Source organism: Streptomyces sp. NPDC037389 (genome assembly GCF_040636475.1).
Taxonomy (GTDB): domain Bacteria; phylum Actinomycetota; class Actinomycetes; order Streptomycetales; family Streptomycetaceae; genus Streptomyces; species Streptomyces hesseae.
Genome location: NZ_JBEZUS010000018.1, coordinates 84159 through 105507, shown reverse-complemented (window position 1 = coordinate 105507; position 21349 = coordinate 84159). Strand labels below are relative to the sequence as shown.

Below are 21349 nucleotides of genomic sequence, written 5' to 3'. Positions count from 1 at the left end.
CTGTGGGGCCCTCGCAGAGGGCCCCACAGTCACTTGTCACCGACCGGTCAGCTCTCGCTCACCGGTTTTCCCGCGGAGCTCACCAGCTCCAGTCGTTGGTAAAGATACCGATGATGGGCGAGACGGCCTCGTGGGCCACCTCCACGCCCTTCGACAGCACCCGGCCACCCTTCGTGGCCAGGGATATCCCCGCCTTGGCCGCCGATCCCACGCCGCTGGAGATCAGGCCGACGGCGGTACCGGCGACGCTGGACATGAACTGGTCACTGGTCCAGCCGTAGCCCACGCCCGCGTAGAGGGAGCTGGCGAGGCCGAATGTCACCGAGGCCAGGCCCAGGAAGGGCGCGGCCGGGGCGGTGACACCGAAGAACAGGGAACCCACCGCGAGGGCGGCCGCCCCCGTGCTGGCCCAGCTCAGGTACTTGGAGTAGTCGCACGCCATCTGGTTCTTGCAAGGGTTGTCGTCCTTGCCGCCCGAGCCGGAGTCCTTGGCCGGGGTCTTGATGGAGTCGTTGTCCGGGCTGTCGGCCGGGTTGACCTTGTTCTGCGCGTTCTGCCGGGCCTGCTCGGCCGCCCGGGCCGCCTCCGCGGCCTGCTCCTGCCGGGCCTTCTCCACCGAGATGGCCTTGGCCTCGTCCGACGCGGCACGGGCCGCCGCGGCGTCCCTGCCGGCCGCCGTGGCCGACGCGCTGGCACGGTCCGCCGACGCCTGGGCGCTCGCCGCGGAGTTCACGGCCTGCATGGCGGAGGCGGAGGCCTGGTTGGCCGAGTAGTTGGCCTGACGGCTGGCCTGGCGGGCGGTCGCCGCGGCAGCGGCGGCCTTCTTCGCGGACTCAGCGGCCGAGGCAGCCGAGTCGTCGGCCTCATTGGCCTTGTTCCGCGCCTCGTCGGCGTAGCCCTGGGCCTGGTTGGCCGAGTTCTTGGCCTTGTCGGCCCACTCGGCGGCCTCCTTGGCCTTGTGCTGGGCGTTGTTGGCGATCTCGGACGCCAGTGCCGCGTTCTGGCTGGCGTCGGCGGAGTTCCGCGCGGCGGTGGCGATCAGCGACCGGACGTAGGACACATGGCCGGCGGTGTCCGCGTCGAGCTGCGCCGCCTTGTACTGCTCCTTGGCGACGAAGTCGCGCTGCATCCAGGACGGGCCGGACAGGGCGACCTCGGCGGTCGCCTTGACGTTGGGGCCGCCCGAGCTCAGGATCCGGAACGTCTCGACCCGGTCGTCCTCCATGACCGCGTCGCGGTAGCCGCTGACGATGAACGTGCTCAGCGCCTTCACGCTGCCGTCGCTCAGCGCCTTGTCACCGGCGGTCTTGACGGCCTTGCCCGCGCCGTTCATGAGCTTGAGGGTCTGGACGCGGTAGTCCTCGGCCTGGACGTTGTAGGCGTCCTCGGTGAGGAACTTCTGCACCTGGGCCGGGTCCCGGCCCTCCAGGGTCTTCTGGGCCGCGCCCGCGAGGGCGGGGCCGCCCATCCTCGCCAGGTAGACGACCTTCTCGCGGTCGTCGAGCTGGGTGGACTTCTCGTAGTCCGACTTGACCCAGCCGACCACGGACTCGTCGGAGCCGCCCAGGGCGGACTCGGCGGAGGCGCGGGTCCAGGAGCCGGTGCTCTTCAGCAGCGTGACGGCGGCCTTGCGTCCCAGCTGGGCGGCGGCCTTGGTGTCCTTCGTGGCGGCGGCCTTCGTCAGCAGGTCCTTGGTGGCCGCGTCGGTGGCGGAGGCCTGCGTGCGCAGGGTCTCGGCCTGCTGGTGGTCCTCGTCGTCGGCGGCCTTGATGGCCTGGGCCTCGATGATGCCCTGCTGCTTGTCGGCCTCCAGCTTGGCGGCCTCCGTGTCGCGGGCGAGCTTCTCGACCTTGTTGGCCTGGTCGACCGCGTCGGCGGCCGTCTTGGCCGCCTCGATGGCGTTGTTGGCGTGCTGGGTGGCCTTGTTGGCCCAGTCCTGCGCCTTGCCGGCCTCGTCGGCGGCTTTCTCGGCCGCCTCGGCGGCCTTCTCCGCGTGGTCGGCGGCACGGTTGGCCGCGTCGTGCGCGTCGTGTGCGGCGGAGGCGGCCTGCCCGGCGAGCGACTGGGCGCGGCCGGCCGCGGCGGTCGCGGTGTTCGCCGCGTTCCGGGCGACGTTGGCGGCCCGGCGGGCACGGGCGGCCTGCTCCTGGGCCACGCCGGCGGAGGCGCTGGCGTCCGCGGAGGCGGCGGCCGCGTCGGCGGCGTTCTGCGCGGCACGGGCGGCGGCGGAACCGGAGCGGCCCGCCTCGGCACTGGCGTTGGCGGCGTACTCGGCGGCCGACGCGGCCGTACGGGCGCCCTTGGCGGCGTCCCGGGCGGCCTCGGCGGCCCGGCGCGCGTTGCCGGCCTCGGCGGCGTTGCCCGCTGCAGCGGCGGCGGCGTTGTAGGCACGCGAGGCGGCCTGGCCGGCGGCGGCAGCGGCGGCGGCCGCCGCCTGGGCGGCGTTGGCGGCGGTACGGGCGGCGGAGATGGCCGTGTTGGACGCCTGGATGGCGGTCCGGGCCGCTTCGGCGGCGCCCTCGGCGGCCTGGGAGGCGCGGTTGGCGGCGTTCCCGGCGTCCTCAAGGCTGTCCTTGGCGGCGGCGGCCTCCTTGGCGGCCTTGAGCGCGGCCTCCTTGGCCTTCGCCGCGGCCTGCTCGGCGCGGGCACCGGCCTCCTTGGCCGCGTCGGTCTCCGCCTTGGCCCGCTTGCCGGCCTGCTCGGCCACCTGGGCCAGCGAGGCGACCGTCGCGCTTTCCTGGTCCCGGCTGCGGGCCAGGTACTGCCCCGTCTCCAGGAACTCCCGGCGGTCCTGCGTGGTGCCGTTCATGGCGCGGTCGCCGAGCTTCTTCACCTCGGTGCCGCCGGCCTGCACGATCTTCAGGACCTGGACCCGGTCGTCCTCCTCCTGAGCCGCGAAGCGGCCCTTGTTGAGGAAGGCGTCCAGCGCCGTGGCGGAGCCGTCGTTCAGGGCCTTCTGGCCCGCGTCGCGCACGGCCTTCTCGCTGTTGTTCATCGCCGTCAGCACGGCGACGCGGCGGTCGTCGTCCAGCGGGTTCTTGTAGCCGTTCTTGACGAACTCGTGGACGTCCGCGTCGGTCCCGCTCAGCGCCTTGGACGCGGCGTCGCGCACGCCCTGCCCCGAGGAGCTCATCATCTTGAGGACGGCGAACCGCTCGTCCTCGGCCGTCGCCCGGTCGAGCCCCTTCTGGAGGAAGGCCCGCACGTCGTCATCCGACCCCACCAGGGCCTTGGCCGCCGCGTCCTTGGCCGCGATGCCCCCCAGGCGATACGCGTCGACCACCTGCGCCCGCGCGTCCACCGGAAGCGCGGGGCCGTCCGGCGAAGCCGGAACGGCCTGGGCCACGGTGGTGCCGAACACCGTCGCGGCCAGGGTCAGGGAGGTGAGGGCGAGAAGTCTCTTGCGCCCGTGCCGCGTGAGCGGCAGACGTGCTATCGGTCTCTTGCTGGTCATATCCCCTCAAAAATCCGCCGGGTTCGGTTAACAACCCGTCATGAAGCGGCAGGAGCCGCCGCATCGGCGTGATCGTATGGGCGGAAACCGGAATTCCGGATCATTTGAAGGGGGTCTCGGGGGCGCGAAAAACGCCCCCGGGCGGGCGTTGACGCGCCGTCGGGGGCGGTTGGGGGTGCGCGATCTTTTACAGCATATTTACGGCCGGTGTGGGGGTTGGGCCGTCAATACCGGAAGGGGAACGTCCGATTACGCGCGGAGCGCGGCCGTGAACGTCGACCAAGCGGTGGTCTCGAATATCAGCGCCGGGTGGTCGGGATTCTTGCTGTCGCGGACCGGGACGATGCCGCTGCCCGCGAGGTTCCGGGCGACTTCGACGCACTCGCCTCCGTTCCCCCCGCAGTGGCTGGACACGGTCCATTCCGCGCCCGACAGGTCATGTGCCTTGCTCATGCGTCCATTCCTCCATCACCTTGCGGATCAGAGCTTGCGATGCGTCTGGAGACAGCGCGTCGGCGCGCAGCCGGTCGAAGAACAGATTTGCCTGGGTCAGCATTTCGACGTCGTCGACGATCTGGCCGGTGCCCATGTCCTCCTGGTTCAGAACGGCGGGCTCGTCGGTGCCGAACTCCATGATCGTGAAGGCACTGTGCCAGGCCGGCGTTCCCGACGCGAAGGGAAGAACCTGGAGAGTGAGGGTGGACGTCGGCCTGCACTGTTCGAGAAGGTACGCCAGCTGCTCCGCCATAACGCGTGGGCCCCCGGTCGGGCGCCGTAGGCACGACTCGTCGAGGATGACCCATAGCAACGGAGGGTTGTCGGCCTGCAGGACTTGTCGGCGAACGATCCGTCGCTCGACCTTCTCGGCGGTCACCTGCGGGGAGTCGCAGGGGTGAGCCTTGCGGAAGATCGCGTGTGCGTAATCCTCTGTTTGCAGCAGGCCCACGATGAAGGTCGAGGCATAGGCGAGGATCACCGTGGCCCGCCGTTCCAGCTTCTTGAACGGTTCGAACCAATCGGAGAACGCCCCCTGGACGATCCGCCGCCGCAACCGCGTGAACGTCTCCGGCGTGCCGAACACTGCGTCACACGCCCTCGCGAACTGCGGGCTGGCGAGCCGTTCGCCCGCCTCCACCTTGGCGACGTACTGCTGACCGTACTGAGCCGCCTTCCCCAGCTCCCGCTGGCTCATCCCCTTCTTGGTGCGCCACGCGCGCACCTCCGTGCCGAAGTACTCCGCTCCGTTTTCCGGCTCTTGCGCCATCTCCCCTTCACCCCAAACCCGTTGGCGTGGCTCCAGACCTGGTGAGCGTAGGCGCGGACCGTAACGCTAGGAGCGGAAGCAGTGAACGTCGCTCGCGTGGGTGAGCGACCGTCTAACAAAGGTTTGCCCACATGCGTCATACCCCCGAACGAATTGGCGAAGCGCCCGGCTCCCGTTGTGAGGAGTGCGACCACATCAAGGCCGCCTACTACGTCGCGTCCCGGCACGGCGATCGCGAGGCCGCCGCGTTCTGGGCCACCGAGATGGGCCTCCATCAGCGGGCGGCCCACTCGTGAGGCCCCGCTGCGCGCACCCGGCGGAGGAGTGGGTGACGGACCGGCACGCCGGGTCCGCGACCTGCGGTCGCTGCGGCGTGCGCCGCTTCTCCGACTACGCCGCCCTGCGCTGGCCCGGCAGGGGCCAGCTGGGCAGCCCGCCGCTCGACGGGCGCACCGCCTGGGCGCGGGGAACCGCGCCACGGCTCGGGGCACCGCCCCGTCGCTACAAATACAGCCCCGCGTCCGCCGCCCCGTCCGGCTGACCCGGAACCGACGCCGGAACCGTCCCGCGCCGCAGCGCGAAGAGCTCCGCCAGCGTGGCGCCGTGCCGGCCCACGCCCTCCTCGCGGCCCAGCCAGCGGACGGACTCCGTCCGTGTCAGCGGGCCCACCTCGATCCGGGCCAGGCAGCGGCCCGGCCGGACCACCGCCGGATGCAGCCGCTCCAGATCCTCGTTGGTGGTGACGGCCACCAGGACGTTCCGGCCCTGCCCCAGCAGACCATCCGTCAGATTCAGCAGCCGCGACAGCGCTTGGCCCGCCGCGTGCCGGGCCTCGCCGCGGATCAGCTCGTCGCAGTCCTCCAGGAGCAGCAGCCGCCAGCGGCCCCCCTCCGAGCCGTCGTCCTCGCCGATCGCGATGTCCATCAGATACCCGACGTCGTTGAGCAGCCGCTCCGGGTCCAGGACGCAGTCCACCTGGCACCAGTCCCGCCACGAGCGGGCCAGCGTGCGCAGCGCCGACGTCTTGCCCGTGCCCGGCGGGCCGTGCAGCAGGAGGAGGCGGCCCGCGACGTCGTCCGGGGTGACCTTCATCAGACGGTCCATCGCGTCGGCCACCGGGGCGGTGTAGTTGGCGCGGACCTCCTCCCACGTACCGGCCGAGATCGACCGGGTCGTACGGTGCGGACCGCGCCGGGGCGAGAGGTACCAGAAGCCCATGGAGACGTGCTCGGGCGTGGGCTCGGGATCGTCCTCGGCGCCCGCCACCGCCTGCCGCAGCACCTCCTGGGCCAGCTCGTCGCTGACGGCCGTCACCGTCACGTCGGCGCTGCGCTGCCAGCGCGACACCAGCAACGACCAGCCCTCGCCCTCGGCGAGGACCGCGCCGCGGTCGTCGTCCCGCGCGGAGCGCACCACCCGGGCCCCGGGCGGCAGCAGCGTCGCCCCCGACCGGATCCGCTCCATCGAGTGCCCACGCGCGTAAGGCTGTTCACCCCGGCCGAACGGGGTGAGGAAGAGTGCGTCCATGACATCGGCCGGGGAGTCGCTGTCGACGTGGATCCCGATGGCCGGGGAACCGGCCGAAGGGAGAAGGGGGCGCTCGGCGCTGCGGTCGGCACACATGCGCCCCATGATCCGGCACCGATCGCCCCGGCGCACCCGGGTTTTCGCCGGTTCCGCCCCCGCCTGCGCCGAACGCGCAGCGGACCGATTCCGCCCCCGTTACCCTTTCCGTGATGCGACGTCATGGTGAAGGTCGGGCGTTACGGCGGGCGAGGGGGTGGCGGTCCGGTGGGCCGTCGCGACGGCGGCGGATCGCCGCACTGCTCGCGGGCGCGCTTCTCACCCTGGCCGCCCTGGTCACCGCGAGCGTCGAGGCCTGGCGGTCCGGGGACGGCTCCCCGGCCGCGCCCGCCGGCTCCGCGGCCTGGGTGGGCTGGGGCTTCACCCACACCCAGAACAGCGCCGACCTCGGCCAGGACGCCGCGAAGGCGGCCGCCGAGAAGACCATCGCCCGCGCCCCCCTGGCACAGAACCAGCACATCATGGGCTGGGGCGTCGACAACCCCGAACCCAGACCCGGCGTGTACAACTTCACCGACCTCGACCGGCGCGTCGAACTCATGCGGAAGACGGGCACCACGCCCGTCCTCACCCTGTGCTGCGCCCCCGACTGGATGAAGGGCGGCGGCGACCGCACCGACTGGTCCCAGAAGTCCTTGGAGAAGGCCCCCGGCCGCGACCACTACAAGGACTTCGCCGCGCTCGCCGGGAGGATCGCCAAACGCTACCCGGACGTACGCCACTTCATCGTCTGGAACGAGTTCAAGGGCTTCTACGACGAATCAAGGAACCGCTGGGACTACGAGGGGTACACCGAGCTCTACAACCTCGTCTACAAGGCGGTGAAGAAACAGAACAGCAAGGCCCTCGTGGGCGGGCCGTACGTGGTCATGGACAGCGAGGCCCCCGGCACCGGTTCCTACGCCTCCAGGGTGAGTGGCGACTGGGGGGCGGTGGACCAGCGAGCCGTCGACGCCCTGGAGTACTGGACCGAGCACAAGGAGGGGGCGGACTTCGTCGTCGTCGACGGCGCCAGCTACACCCGCACGGGCAGCAGGCCCGTCCCCGACGAGTTCCGGGCCACGCGGAAGTTCACCGACGTCACCGAGTGGGTGCGGAAGACCACCGGGCTGCCGGTCTGGTGGGCCGAGTGGTACGTCGAGCCCGCCGACGAGCACGACGGGCGCAAGACCTGGACCGAGCCGCACCGCGTCGCCGTCCAGGCCACCGCGATGATGCGGATCGCCGAGGCGAACGCGGCCGGGGCGTTCTACTGGAACCCCGAGGAGGCGAGCGCCGACTGCCCCGGCTGCCTGTGGCGCGGCACCCAACTCCCGGACGGCGGCGGGCCGCTGCCCATGCTGGACCTGCTGACCCGCTTCGCCAAGGTGTTCCCGCCGGGCACCGGGCTGCGCCGCATCGACGTCGGCGGCCCGGACGCCCCGGCCGTCCAGGTGATCGGCGCGGGCAGGACCGTCCTCGCCGTCAATACCCTCGACCGGAAGATCACGGCTCAGGTCGACGGCCAGAGCGTCGACTTGGGCCCGTACGAAGTCCGCTGGCTCTGACCCGTTGCCCCGCACCGGGCCCAACGGCAACACTGAAGCGGCGTCAACCGAGCGAAAGGGAGACCTCATGCCTGAAAACACGGCTCAGGCGCTGGTCATCGTCGACGCGGAGGGCAACTACTACGTGCTGCCCAGGGAGGTCGTCGAGACCGCCAGGGCCGCCCCCGAGGCCAGGGAGACCATCCGCGAGCACCTGCGGGACGCCGCCCACGTCCCCCTCGCCGACGGCTACTCCTTCGCCGGGGTACTGCGCCTGACCGACGAGAACGAGATGGCCCACTACACCCCCGAGGCCTCCTGGCCGGTCGCCACCACCACCTCGTGATGGCCGGCGTCCCCCGGAGCGACGACACCTGGATCGCCGCCCGATTACCGGGCCCCGCCGAGCGGCGGGACTTCACCGCGCGCGGCTGCCTGGCCGTCGAAGGACTCTGGGACGACCGGTGCGCCGCCGCGCTGGCGCACGAGGCAGGGCGGCTGCTGCCCCGCGGCCGCCGTGCGGGCCCCGGAGGGCCGGACCGGCCCAGCCGGCAGGCGGTCGCCGCCGACGCCCCGCTGCTGGCCCGGCTCCACCGCGCCCTCGTCCCCCTGGCGAGGGCCCTCGCCGGACGCCTCCTCGTGCCCACCTGCGCCTGGTACAACTACTACGAACAGGACGACGGCATCTGGCTCCACATCGACATCGACGCCTCGGAACTCGCCCTGCTCACCACGGTGCTGGGCGAGGTCGGCCCCCTCCACCTCCACCCCGCGCTGCGCGGGCGCACCCAGGAACAGCTCGACGCCCTCCAACGCGCCCCGGACTGGGACCGCCACAGCGGTACCGCCGTCCGCTACCCCCGTCGCGGGGTACTGGCCCAGCTGGGCCGGGCCGTGCCGCACCACCGGCCCGGGCGGCCCCTGGCCCGGCCGGGAGCGGTCGCCGCCCTGCACTACCGCTCACCGTTCTAGCCCCGACCGGTTCCGGCCCTCCCGCACGGAAGAGGCACTCGTGACGCACGCCCCGGTCCTTCCGCAGCCCGCCCCCGTCACCCCCGCCGCGCGACGGTCCTTCGCCGACCACGGCTTCGTCCACCTCCCCGGACTGTGGGACCGCGCGCTGGCCGACGGGATGGCCCGGGAGGGCCGGGAGCGGTGGCCGCACGCCGAGATCCCCCGGCACGGCCCCCGCACCCCCGTCACCGCGCGCCGGATCACCCGTCGGGGCACGCCCGCCGCGAGCGGCCCGCTGCTGGCCCGGGTGCACCTGGCGCTGACACCGGCGGCCCGGGCGCTCACGGGCCGGCTCCTCGTCCCGACCTTCGCCGCCTACGGCTACTACGAGGACGACGACGAGGTCTTCCTCCACGTCGACACCGAACAGTGCGACCTGACCCTGCTGACCACGGCCTTCGGGGACGTCGGCCCCCTTCACGTCCACCCCGGCCTGATCGGCAGCACCATGGAGCGGCTCGGCGAGCTGGAGAGCGACCCCTCCTGGGACCGCGCCGGCGGCATCCGTGTCGGCTACCCCGGCACGGGCGCGACCGCGCTGAACGGCCACGTCCTGCCCCACCACCGCCCGGGCCGCCCCCGCCCGGGACTCCACGCGGTGGCCGCCCTGTGCTACCGCTCCCTCTTCTGATCCCTCGTCCGACCCGGGAGGACCGTCAGGACCACACCGTCAGGACGAACACGCTCAGGACAACGTAGCCATCCGCCACACCAGGGACCCCAGCACCACCAGCAGCAGAGGCAGCGCGAACCAGAAGGAGCCCTGAAGCCACCGCAACTGCCGCACCCCCGGCCCCGCCGCCACCCGCACCAGCTCGCGCACCGTCAGTAGCACCAGCAGCCCCGCGGCCGCGAGCGCCCCCGCCACGGTGACCGGCGTCCACGTCACCCGGGGCCCCACCGGCCCGGGCGCGGGCTCCGGCACCGCGCCCGCCGGGCGGTCCTTGAGCTCGTAGAGCACCGCGTCGTCGTTGTCGAACACCCGCCGCAGCTCCGGCCGCCCGTCCAGCGTCCGGCGCACCCGGGAGTCCCAGTCGGGCGCGTAGCCCGCGCTGAGCTCCAGATAGTCGGACTGGCCCCGGTTCACCACGAGCAGGGAGCCCGGCCCCGCCTTGCGCAACGCCTCCACCAGATCGGACACCCGGCCCGGGTCGCGCGGGGCGAGCGTGGGCTCGTACCGGACGCGCTCCATGTCGCGCGCGCCCCACGGCAGGGCGGGGGTGACGTTGTTGACGGTGTCGCTGCTGGTCCACAGCAGCCGTACGGTCGGCCGGTCGTGGGCGTAGACGTAGTCCATGGCGGCGACCTCGCCGGGGCGCACCCGCTCGAAGGACTCGTTGCCCCAGCGGGCCACCAGGAACCCCAGGACGAGCACCAGCCCCGCCAGCAGCGCGGCCAGCGCACCCCGGTGCGCCCGGCGCGGCCCGGCCGCCGGGCGTGGGAAGAGCGCGAGCGCGGCCAGGACGCAGGCGCCCGGCAGCGCGAACAGGAAGACGCGCAGGGCGACCTCGCCGCCGTAGGACTGCATGCCGAAGGCGAGGAACGGCACACAGGTCAGGAGCAGCAGCGACAGATCGCCGATGCCCGCCCGGCGCCGCCGCCACCAGCCGAGCGCGGCGAGCCCCAGCACCCCGGCCGCCAGCGCGACCCGTACGTAGAGCACCATCTTGTGGGTGGCGCTGCCGCCCTCGATCCGGCCGGACACGGACGAGGAGAGATTGCCGCCCAGGGAGCCCAGCCCGCCGAAGAGCTCGTCGAAGTGGCCCGACCAGTACGGCTCCGCCAGGAACCCCACCCACACCGCCAGCATCACCCCGCACAGCAGGGGCAGCCCGGTCGGCGTGAGCCTGCGGGCCAGCACCAGCGCGGTGAGGACGCCGAGCATCACGAACGGGGTGAGCTGGTGACTGGCGACCGACGCGACGAACAGGGCGACGACCAGGCCCAGCAGGACCGCCGCCGCGCCACGGCCGACGGGGAGGACCTCGCGCTCACCGGGCAGCAGCCGGCCGCGCAGCTGACCGGGCCAGCGGAACCACAGCAGCAGCACGGCCACGAACAGCAGATAGAAGAGGTAGTTGAGCGACTGGGGGGAGAAGTAGTCCTGGCCCACCCAGCCGCTCAGGGCGAACAGCCACAGCGCCACCCACGTCGCCCGCCAGCCCGCCCGCACCACCCGCGTCAGCAGCAGCATCGGGGCCAGGCTCAGCAGCTGCACGGCCAGCGGCCACCAGCGCAGCACCTCGGTCAGGTCGCCCACCCCGCAGGCGCGGGCGGCGAACGCGGCCACGGCGAAGAACCCCGGCCAGCTCCAGCGGGCGTCCAGATCCGGCACGGCATTACCGGTGCGGTCGATGTAGTCCAGGAAACCCAGGTGCTGCCAGGCCGTGGCGAACCGCGGCGGCCCCTCCAGCACGGCGGGCACCGCGTGGAGGGACACCACCGTCGCCAGCAGCACCGCCAGCAGCAGCCACCGGCGGCACTCCGGCAGCCACAGCGCGCCCGCGAACGCCACCACCAGCAGCCCGGCCCCCAGCAGCGTGGCCACCGGCAGCACGGACACCAGCCCGAAGCCGCCCATGCCGTCCAGATCCACCCGGCCCATGGCCGCGAGCGGCACCCAGTACAGCGCCAGCGCCGCGACGAGCAGCAGTACGATCCCGGCCTCCGGCGTACGCCACCGGGCGACCGGCCAGCGGGCACCGGAGCCCGGGAACTCCCCGCCGCCGGGCTTCTCCATGACCGGCAGACCCTCCGCCGGACGGACGTCGGGCCGGCGCTCCAGATGGTCTATGTCGAGGCGGACCCCCAGCGGCAGCGTGTCCGGGTCGAGCGCCGTCCGTAGCGCCCAGCGCGTACCGGTGCGCCCCTTGGCCGGCTCGCCCTCCTCGTCGTGCCGCTCGCCGCGCGGCGCCAGGTCGGCCAGATCCCCGTCGGGCGCCGGGGGCTCGGCCGCCGTCCGCTCCTCCGGCGGCGTGGCCCTGAGGATGCCGCGCAGCTTCACCGCCGCGATGGAGACGATCACCGTGAGGCTGCAGATCTCCGCCACGCCCGCGCCCGTCAGCCCCATCCGGGGGAGCAGCAGCAGCGTCAGCCCCAGGACCAGCACGCACAACAGGCCCTGGAGATAGGCGAGCCCGGCCGTACGGCTCTGGGCCCGCAGCACCGCGAAGTACACCTCCATCATCACGCGCAGGCCCGCCCCCACCGCGAACCAGCGCAGCAGCGGAGTGGCCGCGTCCGCGTACCCCCGGCCGAAGACCCGCAGGATGTACGGCGCGAGGAGGAACAGCAGCACACAGACCGGCACCATGATCTTGGCCATCCGGCGCAGCGCCGCCCGGCAGTTCTCCGCCAGCCGGGCCGGGTCGTGCGAGCCCTCCACGGTCAGCGACGCGCCCATGTTGATGGCCAGCAGGTTGACCGTGCCGCCGATGGTGGAGGTGATGTAGAAGTACGCGTTGTCGGCGGAGTCGATCTGCGCCGCGACGATCACCGGCACCAGATAGACCACGGCCAGCGAGAAGAGCGAGCCCGTGTAGTCCCCGGCCAGGAAACGGCCGATCTCCCGGGCGGAGACCGCCCGGGCGCTCTCCTCGGTCGCCCCGATGTGGGCGGGCACCAGCCGCCGGAACACCAGCCATCCCAGCGGCACCACCGACACCGCGATGGAGACCACCCAGGAGACGAACACCCCGGTAGTCGGCAGCGCCACCGCCAGCGCCACCAGCAGCGCCAGCTTCACCGCCGAGAAGACCGTATTGCCCACCGGCACCCAGAACGCGCTGCGCAGCCCGGTCAGCACCCCGTCCTGGAGGGTGAGGAGCGACCAGGCCACGACGGCGGCGACGAACCCCAGGCCGGGCAGCCAGCCGGCCAGGAAGCGGTAGGACGGCCCCCACAGGCCGAGGGTGAGCAGGAAGACACCCGCCGCGACCGCGACGAACACGGAACTGCCCGCGTAGGTGGCCAGGACGAGCCGTCCCGTCCGCCGTCCGGCGACCGGGATGAAACGCGCCAGGGCCCCGGTCAGGGTGACGGCGGTCAGCCCGGCGATGAACTTCATCGCGGCGATGGCCGCCGAGCCCTGACCGACCGAATCCTCGGTGTAGAAGTGGGCGGCGATCAGCCAGAAGCCCAGCCCGAGGACGGCGCTGATGCCCGTGTTGAGCATCAGCGCGAAGGCGTTGCGGAACAACGGACTGCCGACGCCCCGCCCGGGCAGCCGCAGTCGCCGGGCTGTCGGCTCCACGGCTCGTTCCTCGGCTCGTTCATCGATCCGGGCGGACGTGTCAGACACGGGCTTCGGTCGCTTTCCTGTTCCTGGTGGCGCGTTCTGCGGTGAGGCGGCGGCCGGCGCCGAGGAGGCCGCGGCCTCTGCGGAGCACGGCGTAGCCCTTGGTCAGCGCCCGGTCCCGGGCGAACAGCCGGCCGATCCCCTGCCCCTCCACGAGCCTTTCGAACTCGTCGATGCCGGTGGAACGGCGCACGGTCACCCGCTCCAGGGCGTACGGGCCCTGGGAGCGCCGGGCCAGGGCGTTCCCCACGGCCAGCGAGACCCCGAACCCGGCCGCGCGCACGGTATCGCGCACCCGGCGGCTGGAGTAGCCGTAGGGATAGGCGAACGACACGGGCGGGTGACCCAGTTCGTCGGTGAGCAGGTCGTGGCAGTGCCGTACCTCGTACCACAGGGGCCCGTCGCGCAGCTGGTCGAGCTGGGGGTGGGTGTGGCTGTGCCCGCCGATCTCCATGCCCGCCGCCGCCAGCTCCCGGAGCTGGTCCCAGCTCAGCATCAGGTCCAGGGCGCCCCCGGTCTCGTGCTCGCCCCGCAGCCAGCCCGTCGAGGCGAACAGGGTGGCGGGGAAGCCGTGTTCGGACAGGGCGGGGAGGGCGTAGCGGTGGACGCCCTCGTAGCCGTCGTCGAAGGTGATCAGCAGGGGTCTGGGGGGCAGCGGGCCGCCGCCGCGCCAGGCGGCGGCCAGCCGCTCGGTGGTCACCGGGGTGAAGCCGTGATCGGCCAGCACCCGCATCTGCTCGGCGAACGCCTCGGGGGAGACCGACAGCCCGTACGCGGCCCGGGCCGGCGCATGGGCCACCGCGTGGTACATCAGGATCGGCACCGGGCCGCCGCTCATCCGCCCGCCCCCTCGCACGCCGGCGCCGTCCCGCCGTCCGGCGAGGATCCGCCGTCCGCCGGAGTCTCCAGCGCCGCCACGGCGAAGCTCCCGCCACCGCCCCGGCGCGCCCGCAGAGTGCCCAGGGCGTAGCCGCCGGCCGCCGCGGCGACCCCGGCGACGATCGCCCCGGCCCGTCCCGCGCCGCCCGGCCGGCCCAGCAGCGCGTCGCGCAGCCCGCGCGCGACGCCGGCCGGCAGGACGCGGGTGGTGTAGCGGCGCTCGCTGGCGAGGCCCTCGCGGGCGCCCACGCTCCGGGCCACCAGGGCCTTGGAGAGGCCCTCGGCGTACGCCCGGGTGCGGAAGTAGCGGAAGCGCTCCCGGGCCGGCGGCACCCGGTGGTGGATCACCGAGCGGTCGTCGACGATCAGCACGGCCTCCGGCAGCGCCCGGGTGAGCCGGATGCACAGCTCCGTCTCCTCCCCGCCCAGCGGCAGCCGTTGGCCGTCCCGCCCGATACCGCTGGCGAAGCCGCCGACGGCCTCCAGGCCGGACTTCCGGAACGAGGCGTTCCCGCCGAGGACGTTGCGGACGGCCACCCTGCCCGGCGGCAGCCCCCGGTAGCTGCACCCGACCACCCAGTCGAACTCCTCCGGAAACCACGCGGGGCGGCGGCGGGAGGCCCAGACGGGCTGGGTCCGGCCGCCCACCGCCATCACCCGGGGATCGGCATAGCCCCCGGCGAAGTGCAGCAGCCAGTCCCGCTCCGCCACCGCGTCGTCGTCGAGGAAGGCGATCACCTCGCCGGAGGCGGCCGCCACCCCGGTGTTGCGGCCCGCCGACAGCCCGCGCGGGCCGGCGTTGGCGAGCACGCGCACCCGCTGGGCGCCCGTCCCCGCCCCCGCGCCGTCATCGCCGTAGGTCTTGGCCAGCCGGCGCAGCAGCGCGGGGTTGTGGTCGACCACGAGCAGGGTCTCCAGCGCGGGGTAGGACTGGTCGCGCACCGAGGCCACCGCGGCGAGGATGTCGCCCCAGCGGTCCTCGGTGTAGACACAGATGACCACCGACACGGCGGGCGCGCCGGTCCGTCCGTCGGGCCGCGAGGACTCGGGCACTGCGCTCAAGACACTTCCCCGCGGTTGGCCGCGGGCGCCAGCGCCAGCGGGCGGCGCCGCCGGGACCGCCGGCCGGTGCCGCGCTCATGGAGGATCACCTTCAGCACACGGATGCCGTCGCGCACGGCGCGCAGATTGCTCGTGCCGTGTATGCGGACGAACTCATGGCTGGGAATCTCCTGGACCCGCAGGCCGGCCTTGACCACTCTGATGTTCATCAGGGTCTCCACCTCGAAGCCGGCGCAGTCCAGGGCGATCTCGCCCAGGCAGCGCTTCCAGAACGCGTTGTACCCGTAGCACAGGTCGGTGTACCGGGCGCCGAACTTGTGGTTGACCATGGACGTCAGCACCCGGTTGCCCAGCTTGCGGATCAGCGTCATGTCGTCGGTGCCGCCGCCGTTGGCGAAACGGGAACCCTTGGCGAAGTCGGCCCCGCCCACCAGCGCGGAGACATAGCTGACGATCTCCCCGCCGTCGGCCGAGCCGTCCGCGTCGACCATGACGATGATCTCGCCCGTACAGGCGGCGAAGCCCGTGATCAGGGCGTCGCCCTTGCCCTTGCCGTGCTGCTCGACGACCTTGACGCCCGGATACAGGTCACGGGCGACGCGAACGGTGTCGTCGGTGGAATTGCCGTCGACCAGGACCACTTCGTGAATCCAGTCGGGAAGCGTCTTGAAGACATAGGGAAGGTTCTCCGCCTCGTTCATGGCGGGAATGACGACGCTCACCGGCGGCGCTATCGCGAAATGCGAGGTCACCGGCCGGTAGCGGCCGGAAGTCTCCCCATCCTCTTCGCTGGCCGCCGGCTGAAGGAACGCACTCATGTGTCTTCTTTCCCTCTCGTCCGGTGGACCGCCTGCCCCAGCGGTCCGATCGTGTGTCCGGTTCGAAAAGGGGGTACTCGACCTGGCCCCGAACGGCGGCGAGCGCCGTACGGAGAGGGCGAGTTGGCAAGTACACCGTGTCGCGCGGCACGCGCCCCGGCACGGTGGAACGGCCGAGCGCGGCACCCCCTGCCGCGCCCCGCGCCGGTCACCATCGCGACGCTGTGAAGCCCTCCCCGGAGCCGCTTAGAGAAGATGGGCCGATGCGGGTAGATGTACGACGGTATTGAAGCTTGAGTCCGTATGGCAAGAGGTGGGGCGGAGGCTCCTCCTTTGGTGTTATTTGCGCCTATGCAACCATTCGCAGGGACTTAACTATTGACGCCGTGTCCATGGCGGGCGGTTCCCTCAACCGCCCTCCCGGATCCGCCCCATTCGCTTCAGTAGCCTGTCCGCCTGTTCGAACAGCTCCGGCCGGGCCAGCACCGTGTTGCGCAGCGCCCGCAGGGGCGCGCGCCGGGCCCGGTAGCCCAGTGCCACCGGGTGGCGGCGGGTCACCCAGCCCTCGGAGACGCTGAGCTCACGGGTCTTGAGCGAGTCCTTGTAGGACTTCCCGCCCCGTCCCAGGTCCAGATAGGCCAGTCCCTGCGCCGCGGCCCCCTCGGCCATCCGCATGTGGAGTATCAGGCCGGGGGAGTAGCGGGAGAACTCCGGGTCGTACGCCGGGAACCAGCACGCCAGCACCGTGGTCGAGCGCAGTCCGAAGTGGGCCGCGACCGGCCGCCCGGCCGCGTAGAGCACCGACAGCAGCCCGGCGAAGGTCTCCGTGCGCGTATGGAAGAGCTGCTCGACGAGATGGGCTATCCACGGGCGCGCGAAGCGGTCCGCACGCCCTGTTCTTCGGTACTGCGCCGATTTCCAGCCGGTCAGCACGCGCAGCACCGCCGGGTCGCGCTCGTCGTGGACGTAGCGCACCTCGCCCAGGTCCCGGCCGAGCCGGCGCTCCTTGGCGAGCGTGGTGCGGGTGAACTTGGGCGACTGCTTGCGCAGCGCCGCTAGATACCGTTCGTACCCCTGGTCGACGTCGATGACCGGTGAGGCGAAGGAGCCGGAGGCCGCCACCTCGAAGGGTTTCTGGCCCTCGATCAGGTGGTCGAACTCCCACAGGGAGAGGCCGCAGGCGAGCAGCAGCTCCCGGGTGTCCCACTGGAAGCCGGGGCGGTGCACCAGCCCCTGGGCGTCCGAGACCCCCAGCCCGATGGCCCGTCCCACACCCAGCGAGGTGCGCTGGAAGGGGAAGAACGCCACCGGCTCGCCCTCCTCCCGTACCACCGCGATCCGGATCCCCCGCCGGCAGCGGCCCACCGCGAGGGCGAACTCCGGAGCGAGGAAAGGATTCGCGAGCTGCGGTGAGCCGTCCTCGACGGCCCGCGCCTGCATCGCCGACCAGGCCGCCCGGTCGGCCGCCGTGAGCTCGCCGGGCCGGTACACGCTGATGTCCACGTCAGGAAGCCCGACTTCTCGTGGCGCGGCCCCGGTGGCGCCGCGCGTGTGCCAGCAGGAACGCGAGGAGCAGGAGGACGGCGCTGACGGCCGCCACCGCGACCACGCCGCCCCGCACCGTCCAGGCGTGCAGCGCGAGCATGGTCTGGGCCACCAGCAGGTCGACCGCGACCGCCCCGCCGATGGCCACCACGGCCCGGCTGAGGGGATCGAGCCCCCTCAACGGGGCGGCCACCGCGCACGCGGGCGCCACGATGAGGAAGAACAGGGCGAACGGGGCACGCAGCGGCGAGGTGACGTCGGCGAGCGCCAGCGCGCCGCCCACCCCCGCGATGGCCGCCGCGACGCCCGCCATGACCGGCAGCGAATCCCGGGCGGCCGGACCCCCGTCGCGGCCGCTTCCCCCGTCCGTGCCCTCGGTGCCGTTACGTTCCGCCGGGTCGTCGAGTCCGGTGAGATCTGTAAAGCTCTGCATTGGCGACTTTGCCCCCCGAAGCGCCGGATGCCGGGCTTCAATGTCGCGCAATCGGCAAAGGCCCGTCAAGATGTGAAGGCCATGCGAAACAGCCCCGGACGGTCGTGACCGCCACAACCGGAGGCTGTCCGTCAGATGAACAGTGAGTGACGTGGTCCTACTGTCGGATCGTGCGTCAACTGACGGCTCCCAAACGCGGGTTGACAGCTCCACCCCCGCTCCTCGTGCCCGGGTGACCCTTTGGCGAACCGGCCCATATTTTTGGCATGGACACTTCCAGCGACATGGGGTCGCTGCTACCACGGAGATGGCAGAAACCCCTGCTAGGGAGGTTCCATGAAACTGTCCCGGTTCGCGGGTGCCCTATCCGCGCTGGCCCTCACCGCCGCCCTCGCCCTCGGCGGGGCCGGCGCCGCGCACTCTGCCGAACGCGCGTCAAACCCCGCCTACACGGCCCTCGGTGACTCCTACTCCTCCGGTCTCGGCGCCGGCGGCTACGACTCCACAAGCGGTGACTGCAAACGCAGCACCAAGGCCTACCCGGCCCTCTGGGCCGCCGCCCACAAACCGTCCAGATTCGACTTCGAGGCCTGCTCCGGCGCCCGTACGGGTGATGTCCTCAGCGGCCAGCTCGGCACGCTGAACGGCTCCACCGGGCTCGTCAGCATCTCCATCGGCGGCAACGACGCGGGCTTCGCCGACACCATGACCACCTGCGTCCTCGGCACCGACTCCTCCTGCCTGAGCCGCATCGACCAGGCCCGTGCCTACATCCAGGACGAACTGCCGGCCAAACTCGACGACGTCTACTCCGCCATCAGCGACCGCGCGCCCCAGGCCCAGGTCGTCGTTCTCGGCTATCCGCGCTTCTACCACCTCGGCGGCACATGCATCGGCCTCAGCGACACGAAGAGGAGGGCCATCAACGGGGCCGCGGACCTGATCAACTCCGTCACCGCGAAGCGGGCGGCCGACCACGGGTTCGCCTTCGGCGACGTCACGACCACGTTCACGGGGCATGAGCTGTGCTCGGGGAGCGCGTGGCTGAACAGCGTGACGTTCCCTGTGAACGAGTCGTACCACCCGACGGCGTCGGGACAGTCACGCGGCTACATGCCGGTGTTCGCCGCGGCGGCGTGACGACTCCCCGGGGCTCCGCCCCCGGACCCCCGCTCCTCAAAGGCCGGAGGGGCTGAAATCAGCCCGTCCGGCGTTTGAGGACGACGCGCGTCAGCGCGGAACGGGGGTGCGAGGGGGGCGGAGCCCCTTCGGAAACGGCGAAAGGGCGGGACTGGGGCCTCAACCGCTGGTACCGCCGTACGTGCCGGGGTAGCCGGACGGGCTGGCCGACGCCGACGCCGACGGGGACGCGCTCGCCGAAGACGGCCCCGGCGACGGTGCCTTCTGACACGTCACCGTGAACGGAACATGCCGCGACACCCCCACCCCCTTCACCTCCAGCGCGATCCAGTCCTTCTCCTGATCCCCCGCCCGGTGTGCGGTGTCCGTGTGCGCGAGGACCTTGCTCCGCTCCCCGGCGCCGACGCGCGCCGTTCGCCAGCCGCCGTCCGTGACGTTCCCGCTGCCCGTCACCCAGCGGTAGGTGACGTCGGCGGGGGAGCGGTCCACCGCGATGGCGGCCTGGAAGGCGGGAGCCGCGTCGCCCGGCGGCGGGCAGGGGCCGGAGTAGTGGTCGCGCAGGGCGACGATGGTGACGGTGATGGTCACCGGGGACGTGCTTCCGGCGGAAGGTGACGCGGGCGGCGGCGCGGCCGCCGACGGCGTAGGCCCGCTGCCCTGCGGCGTAGGTGCCGCCCCCGCGTTCTTGTCGCTCCCGGCGGACGCACCCCCGCCGCCCGACCCACCGCTACCACCATCGTCGCCGTTCGAGGTGAGCGCCCATACCAGCCCACCCACGGCGAGCAGCGCGACCAGCGCGCCCCCGGCCAGCGCCACCCGCTTCCCCGCCCGCCGCTCGGGCGGCACCGGCACCGGCTGCGTCGCCGCCCCGGCCGCCCCCACGGGCTCCGTGGGCGCCGCGGATCCCGCCGCCACAGTCGGCGCGTACGCCCCCGCACCCCCACCCCCCGTCTCCACGCGCGGCACGCTCCCCGCCGCAACCGTCCGCAGCAGCCGCTCCGCCTCCGCCGTGCCGAGCCGTCGCGCCGGGTCCTTGCGGAGCAGCCCGTCCAGGACGGGCGCGAGCGGGCCGGCCCGGCGTGGCGGTGGGAGCTCGGCGTCGACGACGGCGCGCAGCGTGCTGAGCGGGGTGTCCTGCCGGAAGGGGGAGTAGCCCTCCACGGCCGCGTAGAGCATCACCCCGAGCGACCAGAGGTCCGACTCGGGCCCCGGCGGGTGCCCCAGCGCGCGTTCCGGGGCGAGGTACTCGGGGGAGCCGACCAGCTGGCCCGTCGCCGTCAGCGCGGAGCTCCCCTCGATCATCGCGATGCCGAAGTCGGAGAGGACGACACGCCCGTCGTTGGAGATGAGGACGTTTCCCGGTTTCACGTCGCGGTGCAGTACGCCCACGGCGTGCGCGCCCCGGAGCGCGGCGAGCACCTCCACACCGATCCGCGCCGCCCGTACCGGGGCGATGGGACCCTCGGCCAGGAGGACCTCCGCGAAGGAGAGGCCGCGCACCAGCTCCATGACGATCCAGGGCCGGCCCTCCTCGGTGACCACGTCGTGGACGGTGACGACGTTGCGGTGGGAGATCCGGGCCGCCGCGCGCCCCTCGCGCTCCAGCCGGGCGTAGAGCTGCCGTACGTCGGGGGCGGGCAGCCCGGCGGGTGCCCGGACCTCCTTGACCGCCACTTCACGGCCCAGGACCTCGTCCCTGGCGCGCCATACCACGCCCATGCCGCCCTGCCCCAGCTCGCCCAGCAGCCGGTAACGGCCCGCCAGCACCCGTCCGGCGCCGGAACCCACGTCCATGCGTCCGTCCCTCCCCCGAGAGCAATTCGGGGTGAATGTACCGCAACGGAGCGTGATTGCCCCCTGTTCGGTACCGTATTGTCCTGTTCAACTCGCTGTCGGTAACGGCAGGTTCACGTCAGGTTTGTCAACGCCCTTGACGGGGTGGTGAATCGGCCCCGCCGATGCGCGGGTGACGCGATGGGGCGATAGGGTTACCCTGCCTGGGCCGGGTGCCTCGTACGGGTGGGGAGTATCGAATGGATCAGATAGCGATGCGGAGCAGGCCGCGTGTGCCTGCCATCAGCTACGGAAGCGGTGCGTCCAGCGCGCGCCTCGACCGTCACCTCGCGGTGCTCGGAGGGCCCGCCCTGCCGCAGCGCGAGGTCGAGGGTGCGACGGTGCTGATGCGCGAGATCACCTCGCGCGACCACGTCCGCGCCGGTCGCAGCAAGAGCCGGAGCCGTATCGCCCGGGTCTCCCTGTTCGCCCCGCTGCGGCGGCTGCGCCGTTCGCTCTTCGGCAGCCGTAGCACCACCTCTCACGCCTGACCCCCGGCC

The 21349-nt window shown here is 72.6% G+C and carries 19 protein-coding genes; 8 read left to right on the top strand and 11 right to left on the bottom strand.

All coding sequences use genetic code 11. The features are described 5' to 3' along the window. Nucleotides 1-79 precede the first annotated feature (79 nt). From AB0E98_RS30090 to AB0E98_RS30080, 3 genes are all read right to left on the bottom strand, one after another. Nucleotides 80-3454: an ALF repeat-containing protein gene (locus AB0E98_RS30090; RefSeq protein ID WP_361708700.1), complete on the bottom strand. Its 3375-nt coding sequence runs from the start codon at nucleotides 3452-3454 to the stop codon at nucleotides 80-82. A 249-nt stretch (nucleotides 3455-3703) separates the two neighbouring features. Continuing rightward, nucleotides 3704-3907, bottom strand: a complete 204-nt coding sequence (locus AB0E98_RS30085) for a DUF397 domain-containing protein (RefSeq protein ID WP_361708698.1) — start codon at nucleotides 3905-3907, stop codon at nucleotides 3704-3706. Next, on the bottom strand, nucleotides 3891-4718 hold the full coding sequence (locus tag AB0E98_RS30080) for a helix-turn-helix transcriptional regulator (protein WP_361708696.1): 828 nt from the start codon (nucleotides 4716-4718) through the stop codon (nucleotides 3891-3893). The genes AB0E98_RS30085 and AB0E98_RS30080 overlap by 17 nt, the downstream gene beginning before the upstream one ends. Before the next feature lie 131 nt (nucleotides 4719-4849). Between AB0E98_RS30080 and AB0E98_RS30075 the strand changes: the two genes are divergently transcribed. After that, entirely contained in the window at nucleotides 4850-5014 is a 165-nt protein-coding gene (locus AB0E98_RS30075; RefSeq protein WP_311612534.1) for a hypothetical protein, read from the top strand. Next, nucleotides 5011-5259, top strand: coding sequence for a DUF6255 family natural product biosynthesis protein (locus tag AB0E98_RS30070; protein ID WP_361708693.1), 249 nt, complete (start codon nucleotides 5011-5013; stop codon nucleotides 5257-5259). Before AB0E98_RS30075 ends, AB0E98_RS30070 begins: the two co-directional genes overlap by 4 nt. Here the strand turns inward: AB0E98_RS30070 and AB0E98_RS30065 are convergent. Further along, on the bottom strand, nucleotides 5220-6341 hold the full coding sequence (locus AB0E98_RS30065) for a DUF5925 domain-containing protein (protein WP_361708691.1): 1122 nt from the start codon (nucleotides 6339-6341) through the stop codon (nucleotides 5220-5222). The genes AB0E98_RS30070 and AB0E98_RS30065 overlap by 40 nt on opposite strands. A 113-nt stretch (nucleotides 6342-6454) precedes the next feature. Here AB0E98_RS30065 and AB0E98_RS30060 point away from each other — a divergent pair, with 113 nt between their 5' ends. The 4 genes from AB0E98_RS30060 to AB0E98_RS30045 all read left to right on the top strand — a co-directional run bounded on the left by AB0E98_RS30060 (nucleotide 6455) and on the right by AB0E98_RS30045 (nucleotide 9473). Then, nucleotides 6455-7849, top strand: a complete 1395-nt coding sequence (locus AB0E98_RS30060) for a xylan 1,4-beta-xylosidase (protein ID WP_361708688.1) — start codon at nucleotides 6455-6457, stop codon at nucleotides 7847-7849. Nucleotides 7850-7916: 67 nt separating this feature from the next. Next, entirely contained in the window at nucleotides 7917-8174 is a 258-nt protein-coding gene (locus AB0E98_RS30055) for a hypothetical protein (protein ID WP_361708685.1), read from the top strand. Continuing rightward, complete coding sequence (locus tag AB0E98_RS30050; protein ID WP_361708682.1) at nucleotides 8174-8800, top strand: hypothetical protein; 627 nt, start codon at nucleotides 8174-8176, stop codon at nucleotides 8798-8800. The genes AB0E98_RS30055 and AB0E98_RS30050 overlap by 1 nt, the downstream gene beginning before the upstream one ends. A gap of 40 nt (nucleotides 8801-8840) precedes the next feature. Beyond that, nucleotides 8841-9473 carry a hypothetical protein gene (locus tag AB0E98_RS30045; protein WP_361708679.1) on the top strand — a complete coding sequence of 211 codons (633 nt, stop codon included), beginning with the start codon at nucleotides 8841-8843 and terminating at the stop codon, nucleotides 9471-9473. Between the two features lie 54 nt (nucleotides 9474-9527). On the opposite strand, the gene AB0E98_RS30040 is transcribed toward AB0E98_RS30045, so the two are convergent. The 6 genes from AB0E98_RS30040 to AB0E98_RS30015 form a co-directional block, all read right to left on the bottom strand. Further along, complete coding sequence (locus AB0E98_RS30040; protein ID WP_361708751.1) at nucleotides 9528-13016, bottom strand: lipopolysaccharide biosynthesis protein; 3489 nt, start codon at nucleotides 13014-13016, stop codon at nucleotides 9528-9530. Nucleotides 13017-13134: 118 nt separating this feature from the next. After that, complete coding sequence (locus tag AB0E98_RS30035; RefSeq protein WP_361708677.1) at nucleotides 13135-13977, bottom strand: polysaccharide deacetylase family protein; 843 nt, start codon at nucleotides 13975-13977, stop codon at nucleotides 13135-13137. Continuing rightward, entirely contained in the window at nucleotides 13974-15071 is a 1098-nt protein-coding gene (locus AB0E98_RS30030) for a glycosyltransferase family 2 protein (RefSeq protein ID WP_361708748.1), read from the bottom strand. The genes AB0E98_RS30035 and AB0E98_RS30030 overlap by 4 nt, the downstream gene beginning before the upstream one ends. A gap of 5 nt (nucleotides 15072-15076) precedes the next feature. After that, nucleotides 15077-15898 carry a glycosyltransferase family 2 protein gene (locus AB0E98_RS30025; protein WP_361708674.1) on the bottom strand — a complete coding sequence of 274 codons (822 nt, stop codon included), beginning with the start codon at nucleotides 15896-15898 and terminating at the stop codon, nucleotides 15077-15079. 408 nt (nucleotides 15899-16306) lie between these two features. Continuing rightward, entirely contained in the window at nucleotides 16307-17401 is a 1095-nt protein-coding gene (locus tag AB0E98_RS30020) for a GNAT family N-acetyltransferase (protein ID WP_361708672.1), read from the bottom strand. Between the two features lies 1 nt (nucleotide 17402). Next, nucleotides 17403-17876, bottom strand: a complete 474-nt coding sequence (locus tag AB0E98_RS30015; RefSeq protein ID WP_361708669.1) for a hypothetical protein — start codon at nucleotides 17874-17876, stop codon at nucleotides 17403-17405. A 336-nt stretch (nucleotides 17877-18212) separates the two neighbouring features. Here AB0E98_RS30015 and AB0E98_RS30010 point away from each other — a divergent pair, with 336 nt between their 5' ends. Then, entirely contained in the window at nucleotides 18213-19016 is an 804-nt protein-coding gene (locus tag AB0E98_RS30010) for an SGNH/GDSL hydrolase family protein (protein WP_361708666.1), read from the top strand. A 159-nt stretch (nucleotides 19017-19175) separates the two neighbouring features. On the opposite strand, the gene AB0E98_RS30005 is transcribed toward AB0E98_RS30010, so the two are convergent. Next, entirely contained in the window at nucleotides 19176-20810 is a 1635-nt protein-coding gene (locus AB0E98_RS30005) for a protein kinase (RefSeq protein WP_361708663.1), read from the bottom strand. A 239-nt stretch (nucleotides 20811-21049) separates the two neighbouring features. Here AB0E98_RS30005 and AB0E98_RS30000 point away from each other — a divergent pair, with 239 nt between their 5' ends. Beyond that, nucleotides 21050-21340, top strand: coding sequence for a hypothetical protein (locus tag AB0E98_RS30000; RefSeq protein WP_311612552.1), 291 nt, complete (start codon nucleotides 21050-21052; stop codon nucleotides 21338-21340). Nucleotides 21341-21349 lie beyond the last annotated feature (9 nt).